Genomic DNA, 16,004 nt, shown 5'->3' on the forward strand with positions numbered 1-16,004 from the left:
ATCCCCGTGCGGCGGCTACCCGCCGACGGTCCAGCCGGGGACGGGGACGGCTTCGCGCAGGGCGCGGGTGTAGTCGTGTGCGGGGGTGTCGAGGATGCGGTCGCAGTCGCCTTGTTCGACGATCTGTCCGCGTCGTAGCACGAGGGCGGTGTCGCAGAGCTGGCGGACGACGGCGAGGTCGTGGGAGATGAGGATGTAGGCGATCCCGGTCTGGGTGCGGATGTCGGTGAGGAGGTTGAGGACCTGGGCCTGGATGGAGACGTCGAGGGCGGAGACGGCCTCGTCGAGGATCAGGACCTTGGGTGCGGCGGCCAGCGCGCGGGCGATGGCGACGCGTTGGCGTTGTCCGCCGGACAGGTCGCGCGGGCGGGCGTTCGCCTGGCGGTCGGTGAGGCCGACCTGGTCGACCAGGTCCTGGGTGAGGGCGAGGTCGCGCCGGTGGTGGCGCAGGACCTCCTCGATGGCGGCGCGGGCGCTCTGGCTGGGGTCCAGGGAGGTGTAGGGGTCCTGGAAGACGATCTGCAGTTCCCGGGCCCGGGTGCCGCGTTCCTTGGCGCCGCGGGCGGGACGGCTGCGGTCACGGCCCATGACGGTGATGGTGCCGCTGGTGGGGCGTTCCAGGCCGACCAGCATGCGGGCGATGGTGGTCTTGCCGGAGCCGGACTCGCCGACGATGCCGAGCGAGCCGCCGGCGGGGACGTCGAAGTCGACGTCCACGACGGCGTGGTGGGCCTTGAAGAACTTGTTGAGCCCGCGTACCTCGACCGCGTTCGTGTTCACGCGTTCGCCTCCGTCCGTGCGGCGTGGATCTCCTCGACGCGGCTGCACCGCACCAGCCCGCCGTCGAACCGGGCCAGGGTGGGCGGGGTCGTCTCGCACTGCTCCGTGGCGAACGAACAGCGTGGCGCGAACGCGCAGCCCTCGCCCGACTCGAAGGCGGAGACCGGACGCCCGGGGATGGCCGTCAGGCGCTCGGCGCGCGCGTCGATGGCCGGGCGGGAGCCGAGCAGGCCGAGGGTGTAGGGATGCGCGGCCCGCTCGTGCAAGGTGTCGGCGGTGCGCAGTTCGACGATGCGCCCGGCGTACATCACCGCGACGCGGCCGCAGACGGCGAGCGCCAGGTCGAGGTCGTGGGTGATGAAGACCATGCCCATGCCGCGCTCACGGCGCAGCCGGTCCAGGATGCCGACGACCTCGCGCTGGATCGTCACGTCCAACGCGGTGGTGGGCTCGTCGGCGAGGATCAGCCGTGGCTCGGCCAGCAGCACCGAGGCGATCATCACGCGCTGGAGCATGCCGCCGGACACCTCGTGCGGGTACTGCCCAAGGCGCCGCTCGGGGTCGTCGATGCCGACCTCGGCCAGCACCTTGGCCGCCCGGGCCAGCGCCTCCCGCCTGGGCACCTTGCGGTTGCCCACCAGCGCCTCGATCAGGAACGCCCCGATCTTCCGGGTCGGGTTGATGTGCGCCCGCGGGTCCTGGAAGACCAGGCCGACGCCGCCGTCGCGGTAGGTGCGCAGTGTGCCCGCGTCCATGGCGAGGACGTCCTCGCCCTCGAAGCGGACGGTGCCGGTGGCCGTCGCGGCGCGCGGCAGCAGCCGGGTGATCGCGCGGACGGTCATCGACTTGCCGGAGCCGGACTCGCCGACGAGGCCCAGCGCCTCGCCGGGAGCCAGCGTCAGGTCGACACCGTCGAGCAGGGTGCGGGAGCCGCCGTCCTCGGTCGCGATGTCGACGGTGAGGCCGGCCAGTTCGAGCAGGGGTGCGGTCATGCGGCGGCTCCCACGGTGGTGCGGTTCTTCTCGGCGGCGACGGTCTTGGGCGGCCGGCGGCGCAGGTAGCCCGGCGGCTTCTCGCCGCTGATCCGGGCGCCGAGGACGGTCAGGGCGAGGACCGTGAGGACGATCAGCACGCCCGGCGCGAGCACCTGGAGCCAGTAACCCTTGAGCATGGCGTCGCTGTCGCTGACCATGACGCCCCAGTCGGGCGTCGGCGCCTGGACGGCCAGGCCCAGGTAGGACAGGGACGCCAGGTCCAGCAGCGCGTAGCCGAAGGCGATCGCGGCCTGCCCGACGACCACGGGCGTGATGTTGCGCAGGATGTGACGGACCGTGATCCGCAGGACCCCGAAGCCCTGCACGGCGAGCGCGTCGACGTAGGGGCTCACCCGCTGCTGCCGCGCCGCCGCCCGCACGATGCGTGCGAGGAACGGGATGTAGGCGACGGAGAGGGCCACCACGGCCGGGGTGAGGCCGGGGCCGAACAGGGCCACGGTCAGCACCGCCAGCAGCAGCCCCGGCAGGGCGTAGACCAGGTCGAAGACCCGGGCCACCACCCCGTCCACCCAGCCGCCGTACCAACTCGCCAGCAGCGCCAGCGGAATGCCGACGAACAGCGCGACGCCGACGACCAGCGCCGGGCCGAGCAGCGAGGTCCGCGCGCCGAAGATCAGGCGGGAGAACAGGTCGCGGCCAATGCCGTCGGCGCCCAGCAGGTGGGTGCCGGACGGGCCGGCGTAGGCGTCCAGCAGGCTGGACTGGTTGGGGTCGGCGGGCGCGACCAGCGGCGCGAGGACCGCGGCCAGCAGGACGGCGACCAGGAAGGCCAGGGAGAGCATCCCGGACCGGCCGAGCGCCTTGTTCAGGCGCTTCCAGGTGGACTTGACGCTGTTCACGACGTGCTCCCGGCCTCGCGCAGCCGCGGGTCGACCACGGCCTGGATCAGATCGCTGGCCGCGTTGCAGACGACGAACGCGGCGACCAGCATCAGGGCCACGGCCTGGACGACGGGGAAGTCCTTCTGCGCGACCGACTGGATGGTCAGCTGCCCGATCCCGGGCACCGCGAAGGCGGACTCGACGACCAGGGTCGAGGCGAAGGTCCCGGCGGCCAGCAGGCCGACGGCGGTGATGATCGGCGGCATGGCGTTGCGCAGCACGTGGCTGCGGAGCACCGTGCGCCGGGGCAGGCCGCGCACCAGCGCGGTCTGCACGTGCTCACGCTCCAGCTGGTCGCGGACCGCGTTGCGGGTGACCCGGGCCAGGAAGCCGCAGGAGAGGACCGCGAGCGCGACGGCCGGCAGCACCAGCCCCTGGACCTTGCCGGCGAACCCCTGGCCGATGCCGCTCGCCGGGAACCAGCCCAGCTGGACGGCGAAGACCGAGATCAGCAGCGCCGAGGCGACGAACGAGGGGATGGTGACGGTGACCGAGGTGAGCGCGTTGACCACGCCGTCGACCCGGCCCGGCAGCAGCGCGGCGACCAGACCCATGGTGAGGCCGAGGACCACGACCATGATCATGCTCATCAGCACCAGCAGCAGGGTCGTGGACAGTCCGGAGCCGACCCGGTCGACGACGGGCTGGCCGGTGACCATGGAGGTGCCGAGGTCGCCGTGCAGCACCCCGGTCAGCCAGTCCCAGTAGCGGACGGGCAGCGGCTGGTCGAGGTGGAGCCGGTGCCGCACGGCCGCGCGGGCGGCGGCCGTGGGGGTCCGGGAGCCGAAGATGACGTTCTCGGGGCTGCCGGGAGCCAGGTAGAGGCTCCCGAAGATGACGATGCTGGACAGGAACAGCGTCGTCAGCAGGCCGCCGAGTCGTTGCAGGAGCAGACGACCCATCAGGGAGCACCCACCGCGGTGATCCAGGAGTTGTCCATGTAGGAGAAGGTCAGCGGCGCGCCGGTGACGTCCTTGCTCTGGAACAGCAGCGCGCGCGGCGCGATGATCGGGATCCAGGGCAGGTCCTTGTTCAGGATCGCCTGGGCCTTGAGCACCTGCTGGGCGCGGGCCTGCGGGTCGTTCGTGGCGGCGGCCGCGTCGAGTGCGGCCTGGACCTGCGGGTTGTCGTACCCGTTGAAGTTCTGCACGCCGGACTTGGTCGCGTAGCTGGCGTACATGGTCTGCGCCTCGGGGAACTCCATGTAGTTGATGGTGAGGAAGCCGTCGTAGGCGGCGCGCGCCTTCGGGTCGGTGAAGAGGCTGCCGTACTGCTGGTCCGGCAGGCCGACGATCTTGATGTTGAGACCGATCTGCTGGCCGGTCTGCTGGATCACCTGGGCCAGCTGGGCCTCCTGGGGGACGCCGGCCGTGTAGGCGAGGGTGATCAGCTTGCCGGCCGCGTGCGCGTCCTGGACCAGCTTGGTGGCGCCGGCGATGTCGACGCCCTTGGCGGCGAGCTGGTCGTAGGCGGCCTTGTAGGTGGCCTGCGCCGGGCTGCCCTCCCAGAAGCCGGGACCGGCCACCGCGTAGAGCGGGTCGGCGGCGCCGCCGGCCAGGGTCTTGGCGATGCCGACCCGGTCCAGCGCCATGCTCAGCGCCTGGCGGGCGCGGGCGTCGCCGAGGCCGCCGGAGAAGTTGGAGACCACGAGGTCGATGTTCTGCGTGGTCGAACCCTCGGTGCCGATGTACAGCTTGCCCGCACTGCTCTTGCTGAGCGTGGGGATGACCGAGGAGTTGAGGTCGAACGCGCCCTGCATGGAGCCGGAGGTCAGCGCGTTGGCGAGCGCGGAGGGATCGGCCAGGAACTTGAAGGTGACCGTCTCGGCCTTGCCCGCGTGGCTCGGGTCCCAGTAGGTCGGGTTCTTCTTCAGCACCATCTGGTTGGTGCCGTCGAAGGACGCGATGGTGTAGGGCCCGGTACACATGACGCCGACGTTCGCGTTGCCGAAGTTCTGCCCGGCCTTGACGGCGAAGGACTTCTCGACGATCGCCGAGCCCAGGATGCCGAGCTGACGGTCGAAGATGTAGTCGTCCTTGGTCAGCGTGAAGGTGACCTCGTGCGGCCCGGTGGCCTTGGCTCCGCCGAGGTCGTTGAAGGAGTCGGCGTAGTTGCTGGCCACGTTGGGGTCGAGGTTGCGCATGATGCTGTAGACCACGTCGTCCGTGGTCACCGGCTTGCCGTCGGCGAACCTCGCGCGCGGGTCCAGCTCGACCACGACGTGCTTCGGGTCGGGCTGCTTCCAGGACTTGGCGATGCCGGGCTGGAGGGAGTAGTCGGCGGCGACGCGGATCAGCGGCTCGCAGACGTTGCCGAGGATGGTCTCCTCGGGGTAGTCGGCGGTCTTGACCGGGTCCTCGGAGTAGGGCGCGCGGTAGTCGCCGGACCAGGTCAGGTTGGTCAGCGGCTTGGTGCCGGGCGCGGTGGTGACCTGCGCGGTGGAGAAGTTGCTCTTGGCATCGGGCGTCCTGGCCGCGCCGCCCGAGCTGCAGGCGGTGGCGAGCAGGGCGACGGACGTCCCGGCCAGGGCGGCGCGGAGCATGCGGTTTCTCATCTGAAGGCTCTCCTTCTCACAGCTCGGTGGCGGCGTGGACCAGCTCGCCCTGGACGTAGGTGCGCAGCACGCGGGTCTCGGCGATGGCCTGGCTGGGCCCGTCGAAGGGGTTGCGGTCGAGCACGACCAGGTCGGCGAGCTTGCCGGTCTGGATCGAGCCGGTGAGGTCGTCCAGGTGGTTCACCCGGGCGGTCCCGGCGGTGTAGGCGGCCAGGGCGGACCCGAGGTCCAGGCGCTCCTCCGGGCCGAGCACCCGGTTCGGGTCCTCCTCGCCGGTGCGGTTGACGGCCACGTGCACGCCGGCCATCACGTCCGGGGTGGAGACCGACCAGTCGCTGCCGGCGGCGAGCGGAACGCCCGCGCGCAGCAGGGAGCCGAACGGGTACTGCCAGCCGGCCCGGCGCTCGCCGAGGAACGGGATCGTCAGCTCGTCCATCTGCGGCTCGTGGCAGGCCCACAGCGGCTGGATGTTGGCGGTCGCGCCGAGCTCGCGGAAGCGGGCGATGTCGTCGGGGTGGACGACCTGGAGGTGCGCGAGGTGGTGGCGGTTGCCGCGGTCGCCGTTGCGACGCAGCGCCTCCTCGACGGCGTCCAGCGCGTTGCGGACGGCGCGGTCGCCCAGCGCGTGGAAGTGCACCTGGAAGCCGGCCGCGTCGAGTTCGGCGACGTAGCCGCCGAGCTTCTCGGGGTCGAGGAAGTCCAGGCCGGTCGTGCCGGTCTGGCAGCCGCAGCCGTCGAGGTAGGGCTCCAGCATCGCGGCGGTGTGGTTCTCGGCCACGCCGTCGAGCATCATCTTGACGGTCCCGGCGAAGAACCTCTCACCGTTGCGCTCGGACTCGGCGCGGCGCTCGGAGAAGAACGGGAGCTGCTCCAGGCCGCCCTCGCGGTCCCACCACTGGGCCCCGCGCACCCGGGCGGTCAGCGTGCCCTCGCGGTCGGCGCGCAGGTAGGCGCCGTAGACGTCGCCGGGGCCGAAGTTGGGGCCGACGCCCGCGTCCTGCCAGCCGGTGATGCCGTAGGAGTGCAGGTAGGCCTGGCCGGCGAGCAGACCCTGGTAGAAGTCCTCATCGGTGGCGGCGGGCATGAAGCGGGTGACCAGCTCGGCCGCGCCCTCCTGGAGCATGCCGTTCGGCGTGCCGTCCGGGTCGCGCTCGATCCGGCCGTCGGCCGGGTCCGGGGTGTCCTTGGTGATCCCGGCTATCTCCAGCGCCCGGCTGTTGGCCCACAGCGCGTGGCCGTCGGCGACCGGCAGGGCCACCGGGCGGTCGCCGACGGAGGCGATCGCGTCGAGCATCGTCCGGTGCGGCATGCCGCCGGGGAAGGCCTGGAAGGACCAGCCGCCGCCGGAGATCCACTCGGCCTCGGGGTGGGCGGCCGCGTAGTCGGAGACCGCCTGGAGGTACTCCTCCTTGGTGCCCAGGTCGTGCAGGTTGCAGCGGGCCAGCGTGGTGCCGGCGAGCACCGGGTGGACGTGGGAGTCCTGGAAGCCGGGCAGCAGCAGCTTGCCGGCCAGGTCGACGACCTCGGTGCCCGGGCCGATCAGCGGCCGGATGTCGTGATCCTGGCCGACGGCCACGATCCTGCCGTCCCGGACGGCGACGGCACCGGCCCAGGAGCGGGCCGGGTCCACGGTGTAGACGGGCCCGCCGAGGAAGACCAGGTCGGCGGGGTGGAGATCAGGGTGCACGGGCGCTCCAAGGCAGGGGGGTGCGCGGGACCGGGGGAGCAGGACGTCCTCGCTGCCCGACGTGTGGAGAAGGAAACCCCCTGACAATGGGTCTGTCAATGCCATTGACAGCGACTCGCCGTTACGATCGGATGAAGCACGCTCCCGCCCGGCGGGCAGCGGACCGAGGCGAACCTGAGGAGGGGCCCGCGTGGAGGCCCGAGTGGCTGAGCAGTCGTCCAAGCGGCGTGTGACGCTGAGCCGTGAGTCGATCCTGGAGGCGGCGCTGCGGCTCTGCTCCCCCGAGGGCGGGGGCCAGCTGACCTTCAGCCGCCTCGGCAAGGAACTGGGCGCGGACCCGACCGCCGTCTACCGGCACTTCCGCGACAAGGACGAACTCGTCCTCGCCCTCACGGATCTGACGATCCAGGAGGGCATCGAGCTGGCCAGGGCGGCGCTGCCGGACCGCGCCTCGGCCGACTGGCGCACGCGGCTGACCGTCACCGCCCGCAGCGTGCGCACGTCCTACCTGGCCCGCCCCGCCCTCGCCGTCCTGGCCGCCGCGCGCACCACGGCCAGCCCCGCCGAGACGGACAGTGTCGAGGAGCTCATCTCGGTCCTGCACGACGCCGGACTGCCGGTCATCGAGGCGGCCGAGTCCTACCGCGCCCTGCTCGACATGACGCTCGCGATGACGCAGTACACCGCCGCGTTCTCGATCCTGGACCGCTCCACGCAGGAGAAGGACGAGGCGGCCTGGGCGCTCAAGTACGGCATGCTGCCGGCGGAGGAGTACCCGATGCTGCACCGCAGCGCACCGCGCCTGACCGAGCTCTTCCGCGACGACGACGGCGTCTTCGAGCTGGTCCTCGCCACCTTCCTGGACGGCCTCGCGGTCCGCATCGACGCCGCACGAAAGGCCTGAGCGCAGTGGCCACGACCGACGGCGCCACGACAAACGGCGCCACGACCGACGGGCGGGTGCTCAAGGGCAACGAGACCCGGCGCCTGGTGCTGGGCCGGGCCATGCGGATCGCGTCCGTGGAGGGGCTGGCGGCACTCTCCCTCGGCCGGCTCGCGAGCGAGCTGGAGCTCAGCAAGAGCGGCGTCTTCGCCCTCTTCGGCTCCAAGGAGGAGCTACAGCTCGCCACGGTCCGCGCGGCGTCACGGGTCTACCACGACCAGGTGATCGCCCCGGCGCTGGACCGCCCGGAGGGCCTGGCCCGCCTGTGGGCGCTCGCGGAGAGCTGGCTGGCGTACTCGCGGACCCGGGTCTTCCCCGGCGGCTGCTTCTTCTACGCGGTCGGCGCGGAGTTCGACGCCCAGCCCGGCCGGGTGCGCGACGCGCTCGCCGAGGGCAGCCGCACCTGGCACGGTCTGATCGCCGATCAGCTGGCCGCCGCACGTGCGGCGGGCGAGCTCGACGCCGACGAGGACGTGGAGCAGCTCGGCTTCGAGGTGGTGGCGGTGATGGAGTACGCGAACGCGCTGTCCCTGCTGCACGACGACGACGCACCGTACGACCGCGCACGCACCGCGCTGCGCCGACTCCTCGGCGCCGCCCCCACCGACTGACCAGCCCTGCGCCGGCCTGAATTCCGCACTCGGGCCAAAATAACACGAACGATCGTGCTAGTTTTGTCCGCATGACGCTCGCCACCCTGCATTCCAGGGCGCTTGCCCTGCTGAACCCCCTGGTCACCTCCCTGCGCCCGGAGGACCTCTTCCGCCCGACCCCCTGCTCCGCCTGGAACGTGCGCCGCCTGCTCGCCCACGTGATCGGCCAGCAGGACGGCTTCGCGGAGGCCGCATACGGACGCGGCGAGGTCTCGGGAGTCTTCGACGACCACCCGCTCCCACCCGGCACCGACCTGTCGGCCACCTTCACCCACTCGGCGAAGGCCCTGACCGAGGCCTTCACCGAGGCCGAGACGGCGGGGCGCACCCTCGCCCTCCCGGAGATCCTGCCAGGCCACGACTTCCCGGCCGCGCAGGCGATCGGCTTCCAGCTGCTGGACACCGTCGTCCACGGCTGGGACCTGGCGGCCGCGCTCGGGCAGCCCTTCGACTGCCCGGCCGAACTCCTGCCGATCGCCCTGGAGGTGACCGAGCTGGTCCCCACCGACCCGGTCTACCGGGGCCCCGGGCGGGCGTTCGCGCCGGTCCTGCCCGACGCCCCCGCGGACGGCTTCGCCCGCGTCCTGCGGCTGCTCGGCCGTGATCCGCGCCGGCTGGCCGGGGAGCGGGCCGCGCAGCCGGCCTGAGGGCGGGCCCGAGAGCGGGCCGCACCCGAAAACGCAAGATCGGACGGCCTACCGGTTCCGCCCACGGGTGGGATATCCCTGAGGGGACAACCCCGCCGCACAACCCGAGGAGACCCGCCCGTGGACGGCTGGTACGTGGACGACAACTGCACCAACTGCGACGTGGCCCGGCAGTTAGCCCCGGAGCTGATCGAGGAGGCCGACGGCGGCTCCCGGATGCTGCGGCAGCCGGCCGACGCGGCCGAGGAACGGCAGGTCCTCGCGGCCGCCTTCGCCTGCCAGACCCGCTCGATCCGCCCCGCCTCCGGGCCGCTGGACCGCGACCTGGACCCCTATCCGCTGGCCCTGGACGACGGCCTGCTGCTGTGCGGGCACAACTCCCGGCAGACCGCGGGCGCCAACTCCTACCTGCTGCGCCGCCCTTCGGGCGGCTACATGATGATCGACACCCCGCGCTGGAGCGCCGGGCTGGCCGACCGGTACGCGGCGCTCGGGCCGGTCACCGACGTGCTGCTGACCCACCGCGACCACGCGGCCCACGGCCGTTCCTACGCCGACCACTTCGGCGCCCGGCTCTGGATCCACGAGGGCGACCTCGACCGCGCCCCCGACGCCGACCAGGTCATCCGCGGCACCGATCCCGTGGAGGTCGGCGAGGGCGTCACCGTCCACCCGCTCCCCGGCCACACCCGCGGCAGCGTCCTCTACCTGGCGGACGACCGCTACTGCTTCACCGGCGACAGCTTCTACTGGTCCCGCACCACCGGGGACCTGGAGGTCCACGAGAGCGTGACCTGGTACTCCATCGAGGAGTTGGCCGCCTCGCTGGACCGGACCGCCGGGCGCGTCCGCTTCGAGTGGGTGCTGCCGGGCCACGGCGACCGCAAGCGGCTGCCGGCCGAGGAGATGGCGGCCCGCCTGGACGCGCTGGCCCGCCGCGCCAAGCTGCTGCGGCCCAGGCCCGTGGACTTCACCGCCACGCGCTGGTAGCCGGCCAGGCCGCCGCCGGACGGCGACTACACCTGCGTGAGCAGGCGTTCCACCACCACGGCCACGCCGTCGTGCATGTGATCCAGCGTCATCTCGTCGGCCACGGCCGCGAGATCGGGGTGGGCGTTGGCCATCGCGACGCCGTGGCCGGCCCAGGCGAACATCGGGATGTCGTTCGGCATGTCGCCGAAGGCGATCGCCCGCGCCGGGTCCGCGTCGAGGCGCTCCGCCGCCAGCTCCAGGCCGACGGCCTTGGACAGGCCCGGCGGGAGCACCTCGACGCAGGTCGGTCCGGCCACCACCGCGTCGACCAGACCGCTGCCGAACTCACGCACCGCCGCCGCGAGTTCGTCGTCGCCGAGGCCGGGGTGCTGCACCATCACCCGTCCGATGGGCCGGGTCCACAGCGCGCCGGTGTCGCGCACCCGGGAGGTCGCGTCGGCGCCGGCGCCCGGGGTGTCGAAGCCGGGGCCGAAGAGCACCTCGCCGTCCAGTCCGTCCTGGACGACGGCCAGGGCCAGGGGGCCGATCTCCGCCTCCACCCGGGCCAGCGCGGCGGACGCGTCACCCCGGTCCAGCGGGACGCGGGTGAGCAGCCGGTCCGCGCCGGCGTCGTAGACCTGACCACCCTGGCCGCACACGGCCAGACCGGTGTAGCCGAGCGAATCCAGCACGCCCCTGGCCCAGTTGGCCGGCCGACCGGTGACCACGACATGCCGCATGCCGGCCTCCTCGGCGTCCTTCAGGGCCGCCTGGTTGCGCGCGGAGACGGTGTGGTCGAGGCGCAGCAGCGTGCCGTCGAGGTCGGTGGCTATGAGGTCGAACGGCACGGGCACGAGGGAACCTTTCTCGACAAGTCTCCTTTCATTCCTACCCGAGAGAGCACCTGCGGACAAATATGGCCCAGGTGACCAATTCCGGTTGGTTTTGGGACTTTGGACCCGCAAATCTCGCCGTTGGCCTCGTGAAGGGTGAAGTCGTGCCCGGCGAAACGGGCCACGGCAGGTCAAGGGAGACCACCATGAACCATCGAGAGGCGGCCGAAAGGGTGCTGGCCGGGGTCGGCGGCGAGGCGAATGTCGCTTCCCTCGCCCACTGCGCGACCCGGCTGCGCTTCAAGACCAAGGACGCGGCGGCCGTCGACAGAGCGGCCCTGGAGGCCACGCCCGGCGTCGTCGCGGTCGTCGAGGCCGGGGGACAGCTCCAGGTGGTGATCGGAAACGAGGTCCCCCGCGTCTTCGCGGAGATCGGCGCGATCGCCACGCTCGGGGACGGCGCCGACGACGCCCCCAAGGGCAGCCTGCTGGCCCGGACCATCGACATGATCTCCGGCATCTTCCTGCCGCTGCTGTGGCCCATGGCCGGCGCGGGCATGCTGAAGGCTCTGCTCGCCCTCGTCGTCAAGGTGGGCTGGCTGTCGGCCGCCTCCAACGAGTACCTCGTCCTGAACGCCGCGGGCGACGCGCTCTTCTACTTCCTGCCGGTGCTGCTGGCCGCGACCGCGGCCAAGCGCTTCGGCGCCAACCAGTACGTGTCGATGGCGATCGCGGGATCGCTGCTCTACCCGGCGATCGTGCAACTGCACGACAAGGGCGAGGCGGTGCACTTCTTCGGCCTGCCGATGGTGCTGATCTCCTACGCCTCCTCGGTGCTGCCGATCCTCGTCGCGGTCTGGGTCCAGAGCCATGTCGAGCGCTTCTTCGGCAAGGTGCTGCACTCCAGTGTCCGCAGCTTCCTCACCCCGATGCTGACGCTGGCCGTGGTCGTACCGGTCACGCTGCTGTCGATCGGCCCGCTTGCGGACTACGCGGGCAAGGGCGTCTCCTCCGGCGTCACCTGGGTGTTCGGGCTGAGCCCGTTCATCGGCGGCGCGCTGCTGGGCGGGTTCTGGCAGGTCCTGGTGATGTTCGGTCTGCACTGGGGCGTGGTCCCGGTGATGATCAATGACCTCTCCACGCAGGGCCACTCCGTCCTCTCCGGCCCGCTGGTCCCGGCCGTCCTGGCCCAGGTCGGCGCCGGCGAGGCGGTCTTCCTGCGCACCCGCAACCGCGGCCTGAAGGGCCTGGCCGGCACCGGCGCCGTCTCCGGGTTCCTCGCCGGCGTCACCGAACCGCTCGTCTACGGTGTCACGCTGCGGCTGAAGAAGCCGTTCATCTACGCCTGCGTGGCCGCCGCGGTCGGCGGCGGGATCGCGAGCTCGGGCGGCTCGGCCGCCAACACCTTCGCCCTGGCCAGCGCGCTGACGCTGCCCGCCTGGATGAGCGTCGGCAACTTCACGCTCCAGCTGATCGGCTGCGCGGTCGCGCTGGGCCTGGGCTTCGCGCTGACGATGGTGCTGGGCTTCAAGGACGTCCCCGAGGAGGCGAGCGAGTCCGCCAAGGCGGCCACGACGTCCGCCGCCTCCGGTCCGCTGGAGGTCGCCGCGCCCGTCGCCGGGGCGGTGCTGCCGCTGGACCGGGTGCCCGACCCGATGTTCTCCGCCGGACTGCTCGGCGAGGGCGCGGCCATCACGCCGACCAGCGGCGAGGTCCACGCACCCGTCGAGGGCACGCTGGTCAGCGCGATGCCCCACGCCTACGGCATCCGCACCCCTGAGGGCCTCGAAGTGCTGGTCCACGTCGGCATCGACACCGTGCAGCTCCAGGGCCGCCACTTCTCCCCCGCCGTCGAGCAGGGCGCCGAGGTCGAACAGGGCCAGCTGCTCGGTGAGTTCGACATCGACGCGATCCTCGCCGCCGGCTACGACCCGGTGACCGTGGTCGTCGTCACGGCCGCCCCCGACGAGCTCGGCCCGGTCACCCCCACCGACAGCCCTGAACTGCGCAGCGGCGAAGCCCTGCTCACCCTCGCCTGAACACCCGCGCCATCCCGAGGAAAGGACGAACCACCATGCAGCACCGACAGCTCGCCCCCTTCGCCCCCGACTTCCTGTGGGGTGCCTCCACCTCCGCCTACCAGGTCGAGGGCGCGTTCGACGCGGACGGCAAGGGCCCCTCCGTGCAGGACGCCCGGACCACCTTCCCCGAGGGCACCACCGACTACAAGGTCGCCGCCGACCACTACCACCGCTACGCGCAGGACGTGGAGCTCTTCGCCGAGCTCGGCCTGACCGCCTACCGCTTCTCCGTGGCCTGGACCCGGATCGTGCCGGACGGCGACGGCGAGGTGAACCGTGAGGGCCTCGCGTTCTACCACCGCCTGATCGACGCCCTGCTGGAGCGCGGCATCGAGCCGGTCCTGACGATGTACCACTTCGACCTGCCGCAGGCCCTGCAGCAGAAGGGCGGCTGGGGCTCGCGGGCGACCGTCGAGGCGTTCACCCGCTACGCCCGGATCCTGTTCGAGGAGTTCGGCAGCAAGGTCCGCTACTGGCTGACCATCAACGAGCAGAACATGATGATCCTGCACGGCGCCGCCATCGGCACGGCCGGAGACGTGGCGGCTGGTGACACGAAGGGCCTGCAGAGGGCCCTCTACCAGCAGAACCACCACATGATGCTGGCCCAGGCGGAGACCATGCGGCTCTGCCACGAGCTGGTCCCGGGCGGCAAGATCGGCCCCGCGCCGAACATCTCCGTCGTCTACCCGGCCTCGCCGCGACCCGAGGACATCCTCGCCGCCGAGGACTTCAACGCGATCCGCAACTGGCTCTACCTCGACATGGCCTGCCGCGGCGGCTACAACCCGACCGCCTGGACCTGGCTCACCGAGAAGGGCATCGCACCCGAGATCGCCGAGGGCGACCTGGAGATCCTCGGCTCGGGCCGGCCGGACTTCCTGGCGCTGAACTACTACGCCACGGCCACGGTCGCCGCGCCGCTCGCCGGCGAGGACGTCGGCGCCGTCGAGGGCGCCGACCAGCAGCTCGCGGTGGGCGAGGACGGTGTCTTCCGCTCGGTGCGCAACGAGCACCTGCCGGTGAACGCCTTCGGCTGGGAGATCGACCCGGTCGGCTTCCGCACCACGCTCCGGGTCGTGTACGACCGCTACCGCCTGCCGCTGCTGGTCACCGAGAACGGCCTCGGCGCCTTCGACACGCTGGAGGCCGACGGCAGCGTCCACGACGCCTACCGGATCGAGTACCTCGCGGCCCACATCGGGCAGATGCGCGCCGCGGTGAGCGACGGCGTGGAGATGCTCGGCTACTGCCCCTGGTCGGCGATCGACCTGATCTCCACGCACCAGGGCGTGCGCAAGCGCTACGGCTTCGTCTACGTCGACCGGGACGAGTTCGACCTCAAGGAGCTGAAGCGGTACCGCAAGGACAGCTTCTTCTGGTACCAGCAGCTGATCAAGTCGGGCGGCACGGAGGTGACCGCCGCCTGATCAGCCGTCACCCATGGTCCCCGGGTGGGGCGGTGTCCGCCGGCTCCGCTCCACCCGGCTCGGTGCGTGCTCTGGTCTCCCGTTCCCAGAGCGCGTGCTCGCGCTTGGCCCAGGGACGGCCGACCCAGCCCGTGCGCATGCCGTGGCGGGCCTCCGGGTCCTTCATGGCCATCCGGATGTGCCCGATGACCAGCACGCCGATCACCAGCGCCAGCCAGTCGTGGACGAAGGTGGCGCCGGTGCGCACGTCCAGCGCCGCCAGGTGCGGAAACCAGAGGATCAGCCCGGTGCCGACCATCACCAGCGTCGCGCCCGCGATCGTCGCGGCGTAGAGCTTCTGTCCGGCGTTGAACTTGCCGGCCGGTCCGGCGCGCCGCGTTCCGTGCCGCACCGCGCGCCAGGCCCAGCCGCGGTCCCCGGGCCGGAACCGGTTCAGTCGCCGCAGGTCCGCCCGGACCGAGCGGAACCCCAGCCCGACCGCGAGCGGCAGCGGCAGCAGCACCCCGCTCCACTCGTGCACGACGACCAGCAGCCGCCTGCGCCCGACCAGCTCGGCGAGCTGCGGTACGTAGAGGAACGCCGCGGTGAGGATCGCGGCCATCATCAGCGTCGAGGTGGTGCGGTGCACCCAGCGCTCGGCGGTGGTGAAGCGGCGCAGCTCCGCGCCGCCGGCGGCGGGCTCAGTTCGAGGTAGGGGCATCGTCGCGTCCGTTGGATCGGCCGACCCAGGCCTCGACGTCATAGCCGTAGTGCTCCCAGTAGCCGGGTTCGACCTGCGACGTCACCGTGATGCCGGAGAGCCACTTGGCCGACTTGTAGAAGTACATCGGTGCGACGTAGAGCCGCACCGGCCCGCCGTGCGCGGAGGTGACCGGCGAGCCGTTCATCTGGTGCGCGATGATCACGTCGTCGCGCCGCGCCTCGTCGAGGGTGAGGCTCTCGGTGTAGACGCCGTCGAAGCAGCTGAACCTGATCGCCGTGCCCTGCTGCTGCACGCCGGACATGGCCAGCAGGTCGCGCAGCAGGACCCCGGAGAACTCGGTGTTCGGCACGCGCCAGCCGGTGACGCACTGGACGTCCTTGACCAGCCGGGTCTGCTGCATCGCCTGGAGGTCGGCGAGGGTGTAGCTGGCGGGGCGGTCCACGAGCCCGTCGACGGTGAGCCGGTAGTCCGTCGCGTTGCGGTGCGGGATGGAGTCGGCGACGTTGTAGAACTGGAAACCGCCGCCGCCCGGCAGCAGCTGGGTCAGGCCCGTCGGGTCCTTGCTGCTGACCTCCGCGAGGACGTTGTCCAACTGGTTCTGGATCTTCGCCCCGAACGCCACGCCCGCGGCGCCGAGTCCGAGCACCCCGAGCACCACCCGTCTCCCGACGGGCTTGCCCGCGCTCTCCCGACCCCGCTGTTCCATGACTCCATCCCACCACCACGCGGCGGCGATGACCAGGGAGAACGGGAGGCCGTCACATTTCTCTAAGGATTGGTTCCTC

At 71.8% G+C, this 16,004-nt stretch carries 15 protein-coding genes; 6 read left to right on the top strand and 9 right to left on the bottom strand.

Annotated features, from left to right (window positions below; translation table 11 throughout):
• Positions 1 to 15: 15 nt before the first annotated feature.
• From ABH931_RS16635 to ABH931_RS16660, 6 genes are read right to left on the bottom strand one after another with little or no spacing between them, the layout of a single operon-like run.
• Positions 16 to 780: an ABC transporter ATP-binding protein gene (locus ABH931_RS16635; RefSeq protein WP_370113872.1), complete on the bottom strand. Its 765-nt coding sequence runs from the start codon at positions 778 to 780 to the stop codon at positions 16 to 18.
• Positions 777 to 1,772, bottom strand: a complete 996-nt coding sequence (locus tag ABH931_RS16640) for an ABC transporter ATP-binding protein (RefSeq protein ID WP_370113874.1) — start codon at positions 1,770 to 1,772, stop codon at positions 777 to 779. Before ABH931_RS16640 ends, ABH931_RS16635 begins: the two co-directional genes overlap by 4 nt.
• Positions 1,769 to 2,674: an ABC transporter permease gene (locus ABH931_RS16645; RefSeq protein ID WP_370113875.1), complete on the bottom strand. Its 906-nt coding sequence runs from the start codon at positions 2,672 to 2,674 to the stop codon at positions 1,769 to 1,771. Before ABH931_RS16645 ends, ABH931_RS16640 begins: the two co-directional genes overlap by 4 nt.
• Positions 2,671 to 3,618 carry an ABC transporter permease gene (locus tag ABH931_RS16650; RefSeq protein WP_370113877.1) on the bottom strand — a complete coding sequence of 316 codons (948 nt, stop codon included), beginning with the start codon at positions 3,616 to 3,618 and terminating at the stop codon, positions 2,671 to 2,673. Before ABH931_RS16650 ends, ABH931_RS16645 begins: the two co-directional genes overlap by 4 nt.
• A complete protein-coding gene (locus ABH931_RS16655; RefSeq protein WP_370113878.1) occupies positions 3,618 to 5,270 on the bottom strand; it encodes an ABC transporter substrate-binding protein in 1,653 nt (550 codons plus the stop codon). Before ABH931_RS16655 ends, ABH931_RS16650 begins: the two co-directional genes overlap by 1 nt.
• Positions 5,271 to 5,286: 16 nt before the next feature.
• The gene (locus tag ABH931_RS16660) at positions 5,287 to 7,062 is read right to left on the bottom strand and encodes an amidohydrolase (protein ID WP_370113880.1); all 1,776 of its coding nucleotides are present in this window, start codon (positions 7,060 to 7,062) and stop codon (positions 5,287 to 5,289) included.
• 97 nt (positions 7,063 to 7,159) lie between these two features.
• Between ABH931_RS16660 and ABH931_RS16665 the strand changes: the two genes are divergently transcribed.
• The 4 genes from ABH931_RS16665 (at position 7,160) to ABH931_RS16680 (ending at position 10,190) form a co-directional block, all read left to right on the top strand.
• Positions 7,160 to 7,861, top strand: coding sequence for a TetR/AcrR family transcriptional regulator (locus ABH931_RS16665; RefSeq protein WP_370113881.1), 702 nt, complete (start codon positions 7,160 to 7,162; stop codon positions 7,859 to 7,861).
• Entirely contained in the window at positions 7,858 to 8,511 is a 654-nt protein-coding gene (locus ABH931_RS16670; protein ID WP_370114130.1) for a TetR/AcrR family transcriptional regulator, read from the top strand. Before ABH931_RS16665 ends, ABH931_RS16670 begins: the two co-directional genes overlap by 4 nt.
• Before the next feature lie 71 nt (positions 8,512 to 8,582).
• Positions 8,583 to 9,200 (top strand): TIGR03086 family metal-binding protein, encoded by a 618-nt coding sequence (locus ABH931_RS16675; protein ID WP_370113883.1) that lies wholly within the window; start codon positions 8,583 to 8,585, stop codon positions 9,198 to 9,200.
• 120 nt (positions 9,201 to 9,320) lie between these two features.
• On the top strand, positions 9,321 to 10,190 hold the full coding sequence (locus ABH931_RS16680; RefSeq protein ID WP_370113884.1) for an MBL fold metallo-hydrolase: 870 nt from the start codon (positions 9,321 to 9,323) through the stop codon (positions 10,188 to 10,190).
• A gap of 26 nt (positions 10,191 to 10,216) precedes the next feature.
• Here the strand turns inward: ABH931_RS16680 and ABH931_RS16685 are convergent, their stop codons facing one another.
• The gene (locus tag ABH931_RS16685; RefSeq protein WP_370113886.1) at positions 10,217 to 11,026 is read right to left on the bottom strand and encodes an HAD family hydrolase; all 810 of its coding nucleotides are present in this window, start codon (positions 11,024 to 11,026) and stop codon (positions 10,217 to 10,219) included.
• A 185-nt stretch (positions 11,027 to 11,211) separates the two neighbouring features.
• Between ABH931_RS16685 and ABH931_RS16690 the strand changes: the two genes are divergently transcribed.
• Together ABH931_RS16690 and ABH931_RS16695 are read left to right on the top strand one after the other, a co-directional pair.
• The gene (locus ABH931_RS16690) at positions 11,212 to 13,044 is read left to right on the top strand and encodes a beta-glucoside-specific PTS transporter subunit IIABC (protein ID WP_370113888.1); all 1,833 of its coding nucleotides are present in this window, start codon (positions 11,212 to 11,214) and stop codon (positions 13,042 to 13,044) included.
• Positions 13,045 to 13,079: 35 nt separating this feature from the next.
• Entirely contained in the window at positions 13,080 to 14,516 is a 1,437-nt protein-coding gene (locus ABH931_RS16695) for a glycoside hydrolase family 1 protein (protein WP_370113889.1), read from the top strand.
• Between the two features lie 7 nt (positions 14,517 to 14,523).
• Here the strand turns inward: ABH931_RS16695 and ABH931_RS16700 are convergent, their stop codons facing one another.
• Both ABH931_RS16700 and ABH931_RS16705 read right to left on the bottom strand, forming a co-directional pair.
• Complete coding sequence (locus tag ABH931_RS16700) at positions 14,524 to 15,216, bottom strand: cytochrome b/b6 domain-containing protein (protein ID WP_370113891.1); 693 nt, start codon at positions 15,214 to 15,216, stop codon at positions 14,524 to 14,526.
• The gene (locus ABH931_RS16705) at positions 15,197 to 15,925 is read right to left on the bottom strand and encodes a molybdopterin-dependent oxidoreductase (RefSeq protein WP_370113893.1); all 729 of its coding nucleotides are present in this window, start codon (positions 15,923 to 15,925) and stop codon (positions 15,197 to 15,199) included. Before ABH931_RS16705 ends, ABH931_RS16700 begins: the two co-directional genes overlap by 20 nt.
• Between the last annotated feature and the right edge of the window lie 79 nt (positions 15,926 to 16,004).

Origin of the sequence: Streptacidiphilus sp. MAP12-33 (assembly GCF_041261265.1) — a bacterium.
In the GTDB taxonomy this organism is placed as follows: Bacteria; Actinomycetota; Actinomycetes; order Streptomycetales; family Streptomycetaceae; genus Streptacidiphilus.